The 12,516-nt window shown below is 57.9% G+C and carries 14 protein-coding genes; 4 read left to right on the forward strand and 10 right to left on the reverse strand.

Going from position 1 to position 12,516, the window contains the following annotated elements; all coding sequences use genetic code 11:
* Nucleotides 1-190 precede the first annotated feature (190 nt).
* The 4 genes from GXY01S_RS18310 to GXY01S_RS18315 all read right to left on the reverse strand — a co-directional run bounded on the left by GXY01S_RS18310 (nt 191) and on the right by GXY01S_RS18315 (nt 2,018).
* Nucleotides 191-361 carry a hypothetical protein gene (locus GXY01S_RS18310; RefSeq protein WP_156470331.1) on the reverse strand — a complete coding sequence of 57 codons (171 nt, stop codon included), beginning with the start codon at nt 359-361 and terminating at the stop codon, nt 191-193.
* 76 nt (nt 362-437) lie between these two features.
* A complete protein-coding gene (locus tag GXY01S_RS15110; protein WP_061276449.1) occupies nt 438-641 on the reverse strand; it encodes a TOBE domain-containing protein in 204 nt (67 codons plus the stop codon).
* Between the two features lie 77 nt (nt 642-718).
* Nucleotides 719-1,696, reverse strand: coding sequence for a ribonucleotide-diphosphate reductase subunit beta (locus tag GXY01S_RS15115; RefSeq protein ID WP_061276435.1), 978 nt, complete (start codon nt 1,694-1,696; stop codon nt 719-721).
* A 169-nt stretch (nt 1,697-1,865) separates the two neighbouring features.
* Nucleotides 1,866-2,018: a hypothetical protein gene (locus GXY01S_RS18315; protein WP_156470332.1), complete on the reverse strand. Its 153-nt coding sequence runs from the start codon at nt 2,016-2,018 to the stop codon at nt 1,866-1,868.
* Between the two features lie 190 nt (nt 2,019-2,208).
* On the opposite strand from GXY01S_RS18315, the gene GXY01S_RS15120 reads away from it, so the two are divergent.
* Both GXY01S_RS15120 and GXY01S_RS15125 read left to right on the forward strand, forming a co-directional pair.
* Entirely contained in the window at nt 2,209-3,459 is a 1,251-nt protein-coding gene (locus GXY01S_RS15120) for an O-antigen ligase family protein (protein ID WP_255210462.1), read from the forward strand.
* A gap of 168 nt (nt 3,460-3,627) precedes the next feature.
* Nucleotides 3,628-4,995, forward strand: a complete 1,368-nt coding sequence (locus tag GXY01S_RS15125) for a lipopolysaccharide biosynthesis protein (protein WP_061276439.1) — start codon at nt 3,628-3,630, stop codon at nt 4,993-4,995.
* An 18-nt stretch (nt 4,996-5,013) separates the two neighbouring features.
* On the opposite strand, the gene GXY01S_RS15130 is transcribed toward GXY01S_RS15125, so the two are convergent.
* From GXY01S_RS15130 to GXY01S_RS19070, 4 genes are all read right to left on the reverse strand, one after another.
* The gene (locus GXY01S_RS15130; protein ID WP_082770913.1) at nt 5,014-7,170 is read right to left on the reverse strand and encodes a TonB-dependent receptor; all 2,157 of its coding nucleotides are present in this window, start codon (nt 7,168-7,170) and stop codon (nt 5,014-5,016) included.
* A 67-nt stretch (nt 7,171-7,237) separates the two neighbouring features.
* On the reverse strand, nt 7,238-7,696 hold the full coding sequence (locus GXY01S_RS15135) for a DUF2946 family protein (protein WP_174520984.1): 459 nt from the start codon (nt 7,694-7,696) through the stop codon (nt 7,238-7,240).
* A gap of 73 nt (nt 7,697-7,769) precedes the next feature.
* Nucleotides 7,770-7,931: a hypothetical protein gene (locus GXY01S_RS19065; RefSeq protein ID WP_255210463.1), complete on the reverse strand. Its 162-nt coding sequence runs from the start codon at nt 7,929-7,931 to the stop codon at nt 7,770-7,772.
* Between the two features lie 48 nt (nt 7,932-7,979).
* A complete protein-coding gene (locus tag GXY01S_RS19070) occupies nt 7,980-8,270 on the reverse strand; it encodes a hypothetical protein (RefSeq protein ID WP_255210464.1) in 291 nt (96 codons plus the stop codon).
* 180 nt (nt 8,271-8,450) lie between these two features.
* Here GXY01S_RS19070 and GXY01S_RS19075 point away from each other — a divergent pair, with 180 nt between their 5' ends.
* Entirely contained in the window at nt 8,451-8,672 is a 222-nt protein-coding gene (locus tag GXY01S_RS19075) for an energy transducer TonB family protein (protein WP_255210465.1), read from the forward strand.
* A gap of 633 nt (nt 8,673-9,305) precedes the next feature.
* Here GXY01S_RS19075 and GXY01S_RS15145 read toward each other — a convergent pair.
* Both GXY01S_RS15145 and GXY01S_RS18320 read right to left on the reverse strand, forming a co-directional pair.
* Nucleotides 9,306-9,599, reverse strand: coding sequence for a hypothetical protein (locus tag GXY01S_RS15145; RefSeq protein ID WP_061276444.1), 294 nt, complete (start codon nt 9,597-9,599; stop codon nt 9,306-9,308).
* A 10-nt stretch (nt 9,600-9,609) separates the two neighbouring features.
* Nucleotides 9,610-10,191: a hypothetical protein gene (locus GXY01S_RS18320; protein WP_146222796.1), complete on the reverse strand. Its 582-nt coding sequence runs from the start codon at nt 10,189-10,191 to the stop codon at nt 9,610-9,612.
* Between the two features lie 700 nt (nt 10,192-10,891).
* Between GXY01S_RS18320 and GXY01S_RS15150 the strand changes: the two genes are divergently transcribed.
* Nucleotides 10,892-11,713 carry an IS5 family transposase gene (locus GXY01S_RS15150; protein WP_061276446.1) on the forward strand — a complete coding sequence of 274 codons (822 nt, stop codon included), beginning with the start codon at nt 10,892-10,894 and terminating at the stop codon, nt 11,711-11,713.
* The last annotated feature ends 803 nt before the right edge of the window (nt 11,714-12,516 follow it).

Below are 12,516 nucleotides of genomic sequence, written 5' to 3' on the forward strand. Positions count from 1 at the left end.
TTAGAGGCCGTGGGCAGAGAATGGAGCCAGCCCGTACAGCAGGGTGAAGCATGGGATCGACCCGCCATGCCGTTTCATTCAATTTTACAGGTCCAGGCGCTTTCCACATCCCGCTTCCCCCACAAGGTTCCTGTTATCGGGGCCGTTTGATCCGGCCTGAACAGGCGCAGTGCGCAGCCATTCAAACTGACTAATACGGATGCGGGTCTGATAACTGTTCATGGGCCAGGGCGCGGAAGCGTTCCTGCTCTTCCAGCGTGGCGGCGTGGGCATCGGTGCCGATGGTCCATTGCCGGTCCGGGTAATGTAACTGAAAGATCTTGCTGGCCAGTCGTTCAATATCTTCAGGCGTATAGGACATGAGTCCGTTTCCCGCGCATGCTCAGGAAAAATAACCGGGCCATCCTGTCGGATGGCCCGGAAACAGGGAAGGGGGGTCAGACGCCCACCATCACATCGGATGCCTTGATGATGGCGGTCGCCTTTTCACCAACCTTAAGCTTCAGTTCGGCCACAGCTTCATTCGTGATCGAGGCGGTAATGGTGTTGCCGCCCACATCAATCGTGACATGCGACGTGGTCGCACCCTTGGTAATGCCGGTAATCGTGCCCGCAATCTGGTTACGTGCGCTGATTTTCATCGTGTCAGTCTCCCTGGTGGCGTCACGGCTGGGTGTAGGCCCATAGGCCGCATCAATCAAATGGCTGCCGCGGGTCTTCAGGCGAAGGCTTCATCCCACGTGCCCTGCGTCGCACCCCGGCTGTATTCGGTGGCGCGGTTTTCAAAGAAGTTGGTGTGCTCCACCGCGTTCATCATCTCGTCAATCCACGGCAGCGGATTGCTCGGCACGTCATAGATCGGGCTGAGTTCGAGGCCGATCAGGCGGCGGTTGGCGATGAAGCGGATATACTGCTTGACCTCATCGGCACTCAGCCCCTGCACCGGCCCCATGCGGAAGGCGAGGTCGATGAAGCGGTCCTCGTTGGTCACGATCTCGCGGCAGGCGGTGTGGATGGCGGCAGCCACGGCGGGCTTGTCGATCTGGTGGCCGAATTCCTGCATGTAGGTCTTGAACAGGCGCGTGACGGATTCAACGTGCAGGCTCTCGTCGCGCACCGACCACGTCACGACCTGGCCCATGCCCTTCATCAGGTTATGGCGCGGGAAGTTGAGCAGCATGGCGAACGAGGCGAAAAGCTGAAGCCCCTCGGTAAAGCCTGCGAACACGGCCATGGACAGCGCGGTGTTGTAGTGGTCGCTCATGTTGAAGCGCTTGAGGAACTCGTGCTTCGCGGCCATTTCCTCATATTCGAGGAAGGCGGCATACTCCGTCTCGGGCATGCCGATGGTGTCGAGCAGGTGGGAATAGGCGGCCTGATGGATGCTTTCCATGTTGGTGAACGCCGAGAGCATCATGCGCACTTCGGTCGGCTTGAAGCGCGGCATGTACAGGTCGATATAGGCGTTCTCCACCTCGGTATCCTGCTGCGTGAACAGCCGGAAGATCTGGGTGACCAGATAGCGCTCGGTTTCGGACAGGTTGTTGTTCCAGTCCTTCACGTCATCGCCGAGGGGAATTTCCTCGGGCAGCCAGTGCAACTGCTGCTGGGTCTGCCATGCCTCATACGCCCAGGGGTAGCGGAAAGGCTTGTAGACCGGGCTGGGCGAGAGAAGATTTGGTGTGTCTTTGCTCATGAGTCGTCCCTTTGCCGCAACATCATATTCTATGGGCTTACGGTTTAGAGGCCGGTTGCCTTTCCTGCCAACAGGCATCCTTCAATTTAAAAAAGTTTTTGGTGAAGCTTTTTTCAAAAAGCTTCAAAGAACGCCATTTTTTTGAAAAAGGCGGCATCCAATATTTTTATCAGGGCCTGCCGTCAGTGCGCACCGAGGGGTTGGCGTTCGGGGGCGGTTCCTGCATGCCCTCGTCGTTATGGCGTGCCGGTTCGGGGCCGACACAGCCGCCAAGCAGCAGGGTCAGGACCAGCACGGCAAGGGAGCAGGGGATCAGGCGCATCGTGACCTCCGGTGAATATCGGCTGAACGCGGCAGGCAGGCGGGAGTTTGTGCCGGCGCGATGGCATGCAACGCCAGCGCCTGCTGGGGAGGGAGCCTGCAATCCATTTTGTTTCCGCATGCCGGTGCGATACACCGGGCGCGGACAGAAGGCACGATGGGCAGGGTGAATGCGTCAGGTTGAGCAATGGATGCGGTGTATCGCAACCGGGCTGGTCATTCCCATGCCCCTGCTGCTGCTTTATGCCCTCGCCCCTGCGGAAATTGTCATGACCACCGTGGCGGTCTTGTTTGCGGCCCACTGCCTGCTGCGACGCGACTGGAACTGGCTGCGGCAGGGCTGGGTAGCGGCAGCCGCGCTGCTCTGGGCGCAGATCGTGCTGGCCTCCCTCCTTGCCGGGCAAGGCGTGATGCAGGCGGCAGCGTTCGTGCGGTATTTTGTCTTTGTCGCAGCCCTTCAGAATTGGGTTCTGCCCGATCCGCGCGCGCGCCAGGTGCTGGCCCGGGCTTACGGGGCCGTGGCTATATGGCTGGTGGCCGGGTGCTGGCAGCAATATCTGTGCGGACGCAATTTCATGGGCTACGGACGGTGGGCGGATGGCGCGCTGCTCGGCCCGCTATGGGCGCCACGCGCGGGGCACGCGCTGGTCATGACGGCGCTGCCGGGCCTGTTTCCGCTGGCCATTGACCGCGCGCGGCGTGAGGGTGTGCGGGGGCGGGTCATGGCCGGGGCGCTGTTGCTGGGGCTGGTGGTGACCATGGTGCTGATTGCCCAGCGCATGCCGCTTTTGCGCCTGCTGCTGGCCATGGGGCTGTGCGGCCTGCTGGTGTCCCGCCTGCGGGCCGTGGTGGGGGTGACAGGCGTGCTGGGGGCGGCGTCCGTGGCCCTGTCGCCGCTGCTGGCCCCGCAGGCCTACCATAAGCTGGTGCTCAACTTTGTCGCGCATATGCAGGGGTTTGCCGATAGCCCGTACGGCATGCTGTTCATCCGCGCGGGCGTAATGATTGAACGGCACCCATGGTTCGGGCTGGGGTTTGACGGGTTCCGGCACGCCTGTCCCGATCCGGCGTATTTTCATGGCCTGTCCTGGCTTGGCGTGCGCGAAGGCGTGCATGGGGCGGCTGTAGGGTGCAACCTGCATCCGCATAATTTCTACCTGCTCATGGGCACCATGGGCGGCGTGCCGGCCATGGTGCTGTTTGCAGCCTTCGCCGCCTGCGTGCTGGCGCGGGCATGGCGGGGGCTTGGGGCTGCAACAGCCACGCGCGATCCGCAACGGCTGATGCTGGCGGTGGTGTGCGTGGTGGTGCTGTGGCCGTTGCAGTCAACGAGTTCGTTCCTGACCCAGCCCACGGCGGGATGGCTGTTCATGGCGATCGGCTGGGCGCTGGCCTGTGTTCCGCCTGCCTCTCATTTGCAATCCGTGCGCGGCAGGGACTAGCCCCCGGAGCCTCGGCGCACTAGAGTGCCCGCGCGGTCGGCCCGGATGCCCCTCCGGCCCGCGACCGTTCTTGAATCAAGGGAGCCTGCGCCATCGTTTCCCCCTGTTGTTCTGTAGGAACGTGTCCGGTTTCGCGCCGGGCGCGGGTATCTGTGCGTGTGGTGACCCATGGCAACTGAATCGGGCGATGCGCTCAGGCGTATTTTTGGCAATACGGGCTTCCTGATCGCAGGCCGCGCGACCAATGCCATATGCAGCTTCCTCTACATCGCCTGGGCGGTGCGCGCACTGGGGCTGTCGCGCTTTGGCGTGCTCATGCTGGTCACCACGTTTGGCACCGCCATCTCGACCGCAACGCATCTGCAGTCATGGCAGCCGCTGCTGCATTATGGCACCGATCCCTTCACCAATGGCAGGCGTGCACAGTTCTCGCGCGTGCTGGCGTTCTGCGTGCGGGCCGATTACCTCAGTGGCGGGGTGGGCTGGCTGGTGGGCACGCTGGGTGTGGCGCTGTTTGGCACCGCCATGGGCTGGCCGCCAGCGGACCAGGGGGCGGCGATGGTGTATATGACTACCATCGCGTTCATGAATTTCTCCTGGTCGGCGGGCGTGTTCCGGCTGTGCAATACCTTCTGGCTGAACATGCTGGTTGACCTGTCGGGCACGCTGGTGCGCACCGTGGGGTCGGGGCTGGGCTTCATGTACCATATGGGGCTGGATTATTACCTGCTGGTGTGGAGCATGACGCAACTGGTCATGTTCACCACCAGCACCGTGCTGGGCCTTTTGCAACTGCGCCAGGCAGGCGGTATCCGCTTCAATCCGTTTGCCCGCCTGGCGGAAGGCGATGCGCCGGGTATCTGGCGCTTCACCCTTTCCACCAGTGGCAACCATGTGCTGAGTTCGGTTTTCAACCAGTTCGGCACGCTGCTCGTAGGCGGCCTGCTTGGGCCTGCCGATGCCGCCGTCTATCGCGTCTCGCGCCAGATTGGCGAAGGGATCGCCAAGCCCGCGCAACTCATGGTGCCCGCCCTTTACCCCGAATTCATCCGCTTGCGTGACAAACAGGACTGGTACGGCATCAAGCGCGTGACCGTGCAGCTTTTCCTGACGATTGGTGGTTTTTCCATCGCCCTCATGGGGGTGGCGATGCTGATGGGCAATATCCTGCTGACATGGATGCTGCATGTGCACTGGCATGGTGGCCGCCACCTGATCATGCTCATGCTGGGCAGTGCCGTGCTTGGCCTGGGCATCGTGCCGCTTGAGCCGCTGCTGACCGTGATCGGCCAGGTCTCGCGCGTGCTTCGCGCCCGCATCATCGTTACCGTAACCTACCTGCCGCTGGTTTATGGCATGACCCGGCTGTGGCGGCTGGAGGGGGCGGCGGCGGCGGGCGTCGTGGCGGGGCTGATCATGTTTGGCATCTGCCTGCGCCCGGTGCTGGCCTGGTTTGGCCAGATGGCGCCGGGCCGTGCGCCGCTGTCGCCCGCTACCGTGGAAACGCCGGGCGGGGAAGGCGGGACGGGAACGTGATAACCCGTCCCGATCCCGTCAGAAGCTCGCCGTCAGGCTCACATTGAACGACCGGCCCATGCCGGGCAGGGCGCGCAGGCTGCCGGTGGCGGCATAATCGGCCAGCGACCAGCCGCCCAGCGGCAGTTCGTATTTCTGGTTCAGCACGTTGTCGATGCTGGCATCGAGCGTCATGTAGCGCCAGTGATACTGCCCACCCAGCCCCAGCAGGGCGTAGCCGGGGGTGCGGGGTTCGTTGCGCACCCAGTCTACGCTATCCTTGGCCTTGACGAAGGTCATCTCGACCCGGCCGCTCCAGTTCTTCCACCGCTCGTTCAGCGTGACGCTGCCATTGGTGGGCATCTGGTGGTACAGCCCCGCGTTATTGGTCAGGTCCTGCCCGCGCACCCAGTTGAGGTTGGCCACGATCTCGCCCCGGCCAAAGCGGGCGTTCTGCCACAGGCGGTAATTGCCCGATCCGTTGATGCCGTAGCTCTGGGCATTATGGTTGGCAAAGCCCAGCGTATAGAACTGCCCCGCGCTGGCAATGCGGTAGGCGTTTATGTAGTCGTGGGTGTAGGTGTAGTAGGGCTGGACCTTCAGGTCCCACCTGTCGCCATTGGGGTCGTGCCAGTCTGCGGTGATGGAGGCGGTATTGGCCACCTCGGGCTTGAGGTCGGGGTTGCCGACATAGCCGTTGCCATCGCCAAACCAGTTGATCATGCTCGTGACCATGGCCGAGCGCCCCCAGGCATAGCGCTCATACAGGTTGGGCGAGCGGGTCTTGCGCGCATAGCCGCCCTCGATGGTCAGGTCGCGGCGTGGTTTCCAGCGCACAAGGGCCGTCACATCGAAGTTCACGTCCGTCCGGCCCCGGTCGGTGGTGTTGAACGCATTGGCCGCGTTGATGTTGGCCATGTTCATCATGCTCATGGTGGACGAATAGCCCGATACCGGGCCGGTATTCATCATGACCAGGTCATTGCGAAAGCCCAGCAGCGTGGTCACGCGCGGGGTCCAGGCGGCCTCCCACTCCACAAAATGGCCCAGCCGGTCGCGGTGGCCGTTATTGATGCTGTGATAGGTGTCCGGCCCCATCATCATGCTGCCCGCAACCGGCGGCCACCAGTCATTAAGGCCGGAATGGTCGAACGAACTGCCCAGGCGCAGGGTCTGGCCTTCCGCCAGGGGGATGGTGGCCTTGATGCTGTAGCCTGCCATGCGGGCATTGGTGTTCATGGGCATGTGGGTGGTCTTGTCGCGGTCGGGCAGGAAGTCCATGGCGTGGTCCTCGCGCTGCCAGTAGCCACGTGCCTCAAGCTCGCCCCAGCCGAACGTGCCGAGATACTTGCCGTTGACGAAGGTGGAGCGGTTGTTCGTCATGTCCATGTACTGGTTGGCGAAGCCCTCATGCGGGGTGTCCTGCTGGCCGAAGGTCAGCGCCAGCAGGTGGTTGCCCTTGTGCACGCCAAAGGTCACTGCATGGTTGTAGGTCAGGTAACTCGTGGAGCGCACGAGCCCCGCATCGCCGCCGCCCTCGTAATCGCCCGCCTGCGCGTAGGAGGCATTGTAGCGCAGGCTGAACGTGTCGTTCGCCACCGTCAGGCTGCCCGAGGCGCCATAGCCGCCGCCATTGCTGCGATAGGTGCCGGTGACATGCCCGGTCACGAGCACCTTGCCATGCTTCGCGAATTGCGGGTCCTTGCGCTCGACATCGATCGTGCCGGCAGTGCTGTCGCCGCCCATGCTCACGGGGGTTATGCCCGCAATGGCCGTGGCGGTGTCCACGCTGTCGGGGTCGATGAAGGACAGGGCGGGGTTCATGTGGTTGGGGCAGCCCGAGGCGATGCGCACGCCATCGACCACGGTGGCCACGCGGTCATCGGCCATGCCGTTGAGCACGGGCAGCGCGGCAAGGCCGCCTGCGGAATACGTGCTGACACCGGGCTGGTTGCGAAACAGGCTGGCGGCATCGGGGCTGCTCAGGCTGGCCGCCGTGCGCTGCGTGGCGGAAGGGGACGCTGCCGAAAGCAGGCGGTCGCCCATGGGCGTGCTGTCCGCCGTATCCTCGATCGAGAGGCCGGGCAGGGTTACGGTTGTCTGGGCGCGGGCGCCCAGCGGGTGCAGGGAGGCTGCCAGCATGCAGCCGCCTGCGGCCACCGCGAGGGGGGTGGCCGTTTTTTTCATGGAAGTCACTTTTCATGTCCTGAACGGAAAAACGAAAAACGCGCACGCCCGTAAGGGCCTGCGGCAGCGCGTGGGTTCAGGAGATGGAAGGTGGCCCGCAGGCCGGGGGCAGCCCCAGCGTAATGGGAGGGGGCGCGCGGGGCTGGCGGGGTTCATGCCGGTGGGCCGCCCATGCCATGGGCGGCAGGGGCAGGAAGGGCAGAACCACCAGCGCAAGGGCAGGCAGGTGCAGGAGCGGGCAGAGCGGGCAGCCTTCGGCATGGTCGTGGCCATGGGGGGCCGCGTCGCCATGCTGATGGGGCGCGTTCGCCATCACCATGTGGTGATGGGGTGGCGCTGCGTGCCGGTCCGCCTGCATTGCGACGGGAGCGATATCGATTCCCGTCAGCCGCATGATGGTGCCGCGCGGCAGTTCGCCGGGCAGGCTGCGACTTTCAACCAGCAACTGGCCCCACAGCCCCAGGCATGCGCACAGCACCATGACCCAGCGGATCACAGGCATGTCATGCAGGAAGGGGTGGCGGGCTTGGTCCATGATGGACAGGTTCTTTGCGGTTGTAAGATAAGGCGGTAACAGGAGAGTGTTCTCGGAGGTCGGGGGCTTTTTGTCAAATGACAAGGCAGCCCGCGCCTATGCCCCAATGGATGGAAGCGTGCAGCAGCAGGACAGAACGGCAGGCCGGATTCTTGTCACGCCAGCCGGCCCCGACGGCTGGCGGCGGGGGCGGCTGCTTGCGGGCTGGGCCATCGTGGCCGCCGTGCTCGGCCACGGCCTGATTGCCGCGTGGCTACTGCCCGCCCGCACGCCCGTGCCGGACTCACCGGCTGAAAAAAACACCGTCCAGGTCTTTTTCGACCGGGCAGGGGTTGCGCCGCCGCCCCAGGAGGCTACGCCACAGCCACAGCCACAGCCACAGCCACAGCCACAGCCACAGCCACAGCCACAGCCACAGCCACAGCCACAGCCACAGCCACAGCCACAGCCACAGCCACAGCCACAGCCACAGCCACAGCCACAGCCACAGCCACAGCCACAGCCACAGCCACAGCCAAAAGCCGTGGCCACGCCGCCTGTTGCCCCGCGGGCCGCCGTAGCGCCGGACGTGCATTCCGCCGCGCGGCCCCGGCCATCGTCTGCGCAGCTTCCTGCCCGGCCCAACGCTGCCGCACTGGCCGGGGCAGCCCCTGCGGCACCGCAGAATGGGGCAGGTGCGCCCGGCACGGCACAGGCAGCGCCAGCCGCATCAGCCGCGCCTCATTGCACGCCTCCTGCCTGGCGTTACCCTGCCATGGCCCGTCACATGCATGAGGAAGGCAATGCGATGGTTGATGTGGTTCTGGGCAGCGAGGGGCAGGTGACACAGGTCAGCCTGAAATCCAGCACCGGCTACGATGACCTGGACAGCACGGCCCTTGCCGCTGCGCGCAAGGTGCAGTGTACGCCGCAGGGGCAGGGGCGCGCGCTGGCGGGCACGCATGTCCTGCTTCCGGTTACATTTCATCTGCATTGAAGCTATGGCCCGTATTTACAAAGCGCATGCAGGCAGCTTTCCGCGACCAGAAGGGCCTTTTGGGCGAACCTTTTTTAAAAAGCTGTGCAGCAATCTGTCTTTTGACGACTGTCTGAAAAAAGCTTCACCAAAACCTTTCATATGAGTGCTGGATGTTTTTCCGGGCTGACTATTTCAAGCAGTCTCTTAGAGACTGTTTCAGAAGTTAGTATAAACTTCAAAAACCCTCAAAAACGTCCATATAATCAATGGTTTACCGGCGACCTTATGCCCTAACGGTCTACTCGATCCCTTTAAACGCAAAAAAAAGGGTGTCCTTAACGGGACACCCTTGAGAGTTGCATAGCACTCATACTTTTGTTACAAGACTTCAACCCATTTGCTAGGTGGGTTGAGGGCAGGCTTTTTCCTGCGATGAGTGAGGAGTTAAGGATGAAACCGCTTCATCCCAACGACCCTTTGGTAGACCTCATCCGTGCCACAAACACGGAACAGAGTTTGCAAAGGTTAGTTGATACAGTCTATAAGTTACTAGCCTAATATAGGCTTATACAGTCGGGGCTAATACCAAACGCATTCAGTCATGATACCGCCCCATCCCATTGTAAAATTAATATATCCCGGACTATAGGCTTAACCGCCGCGCTGGGCCTTCAGCATCTTTATGAATATACGCTCGTCTTCGTCCTGAGCAGAGTCCATGCATACCTGTTTAAGGTTAGCGTTGGAAAATTCTTTACCACATCTTTCTGCGATAACCGCCCCGCTACCCTCCTTTTGCATTTTTTGTGCAAACTGAGGAATGCTATAGTTTTGCTCGGCTATGATTATCCCGGTTTGTCTGGCAAGTCCTTCTGATTGCCCTTGAGCAAAAGCACTACCGCATAAAACCATAGAAATAGTCATGATTGAGAATACTTTTTTCATAATAAATTCCTTATTGAGCCATGAACCATGATATATCAAGGTTAACGAAGGAGGTTTCCATCGCTACCAATGCTTCTTCTGTAATGCTTTCTCCATTTTTCGTAAGAGACTGCTTTTGCACTACACCTTTAATGACAGAAATGCAGGATAAATTTTCAGGACAAGACAGTAGTGCTTTTTTGTTTTCTACAGATAGGTTAGCAGGATCAAACCATATAGATTTACTGGCATCGTTCGGGTAATGTATATTGCAAGAATTTAGACCTCCACAATATACAGTCCCTCGGACGTAAACAACTTTGCCATCAAGGGAATCACTATCTACAAGGAAGTCCGTCACACTGATGCTATTATGGACAGCCTGCCAGCGTGGATTCCGATGAATATTATCTATACGCTGCTGTTGTTCTGCTCTTTGTTGCGCCTTTTCATTCTCCTCAGCCTCTTCCTCTTCTTTATTTATCTGCTCTTGTTCTTGCTGCTTTCGCAACTTGCATTTGTGACCACAGAATAAATCTGAAAAGTCATCCGCATGAGCGGCTACCGGAGAGAAGCAAAGCGCCAATAGAAAGGCAAAAGTTCTTTTCTGCATTTCTATTCTCCGAATAAGGAGATTATCACTGACCCATCTCCATGATTTTTATAATTTGAACGCTAGTAGCTAATAAACCAAACACCAATATAACCAGCTTACGCCCTATGCCAATCTTCTCTAGTCTTTGTTCAGACTTGATCCATCGGTATTGTTTGCAGAATATGGTCACGCACCCTAGAACACCAAAGAGCATGGCAATAATAATGCAGGTATTATATCGATTATAGGGCTGGGTATTTGCCCATAATAATGCCTGTTTTTCTGGCGATAAAGACCTTGATGATGGGGGTATTGGAAAATTTCTTTGTAGATATTGAACGTCTTGTCATGACATAGACATATTTATGGCCCCAAGTTTGTCCTGCGACGGACGCACGTTTCCAATTGACGCCGCCGGGCGTCGGGCGGTTCGCAGCGTGTCTACTTGAGGCAAATCACGCCCTGCCTATTCCCCAAGTGAACAGCCGTCGCCATCCACCCATGGGCATAAAGCCGGGTGTTCTATTCAGCCGGCCACCCGACATAGGGGCCGCCTCATGTAGAAAGCGCTGCGAAACGCCACTTATGACTCTAGCACATCCTGCAAATTTTCGCCAGAACGGAAGTTAGGATTCTGTTTTTGTTTGTTTTTCCTGTACCTCAAGCCTGAATCGTGCTACGTTTGGCTATCGAATCATAAGGAAAGATTTTTAGGGTAATGTTCGTGCAACGTTCTGGTTATGATACCGATCTATCGGATGACCAGTGGGCAAAAATCAGGAAGTTTATTCCCCGCGCTGGCACTCGTGGCCGTGAGCGCGAAACGGATATGCGCAGCGTTGTCGATGCTATCTTTTATATCGTGGTGAACGGCTGCAAATGGCGGAACCTGCCCAAGGACTTTCCGCCATGGCAGACTGTGTATAGATACTTCGTTCTTATGCGCAAAAAGGATAAATGGCAGAAGATTCACCACGCCTTATATGAAGAGGTAAGGGAAGAGGCTGGCAAAGAAAGTCAGCCCTCCCTTTTGGTTATGGACAGCCAAAGTGTGAAGACCGGCAAAAATGCCGCTGCCATAACTCGCGGTTTTGACGGCGGCAAAAAAGTTAAAGGCAGAAAACGGCATCTTGTTACCGATAGTCTTGGCTTGCTGGTCGATATCGTGGTTACGCCAGCCAACATGCACGATACCAAAGGTGGAATGGCGGTTTTGAAAAAGATCAAAGACCGCTGGAATGATTCAAGAATCAAAAAGATTATTGCTGACAAAGGTTATCGTGGCGAATTGCTGCGGGGCTTTGTTCAGACCTATTTTAACGGTGATATTGAGATCGGGCAGAATCATACCAGCCCTGCAAAAGGTTTTGTTCCTGCCGAGAAAAGATGGGTAGTCGAGCGCGGCTTTGCATGGTTAGGTGACTACTGGCGTTTGGCTATAGATAGAGAAAGGCTGATTAGAAACAGCGTATCCTTTATCCGTATAGCATTCATTCGCCTGATGTTGAGGCGATTGTGCCCTGTCCCGAGTTTATGGTGAATTTTATGTTGCCGCTAATTCCAGATGCTAATGTCAAAAAATGCCGTATACGAATTGATAATATCAAGAAGATCCATGAAAAAGAATACGATTCAAAAGTAAATATTGTGTATGAAAACTTAACAGTCGAATTAGATGTGAGTGTTATTTCTGAGAATCGTGATCTGGTCGAGAAACTTGTTCGGCAGAAATTGATAAATCTGGCGCGTTCAATTCAGATGACGATAAATCCTGACACTCGTAGTCCTTCATAGTGCCTCTACAATACGTCATCCCATCTTTTTCCCACATACGAAGTTTAGCTATAGTTTTGATAGTCATTTATTTACCTTTCATGGGAGCCTATAGGCTCCCTTTTTCTTTGTTCCGAAGGTAGCCATCAGGCTGAGAACCAACCTAAAGCCCCTCATTCCTGTTTTACCGTTGATAATATACTGATTCATAAGGGTTTTTCAGGCGTTTTATACTAACTTTTGAAACAGTCTCTTACAAAAACGAGCGCCTTCTTAAGGTGGACAGATTTGCCGTGAAGGACAGGACAAAGACTGGTTATCAGTTTTTTAGGAATATTTTCCGCATAAATGCCTGTCGCCGGAATCATGCGTGTTCTGGCGATGGCAGCCCCGATCACGATCGACCATCCATCCTGACGGTCGGGGCTGTCGCGGCTTCATGGTATAAGGCCAAACTCAGGGAATATATGATGTAATTAAATACATGCCCTGTGTAACAGGGCCGTGGTGCCACTTTTATGCTATAAATATGAATGTATGATATATGTTAATTTCTGAAATGAAGGAGGT

Origin of the sequence: Komagataeibacter xylinus NBRC 15237, assembly GCF_001571345.1 — a bacterium.
Taxonomy (GTDB): Bacteria; Pseudomonadota; Alphaproteobacteria; order Acetobacterales; family Acetobacteraceae; genus Komagataeibacter; species Komagataeibacter xylinus.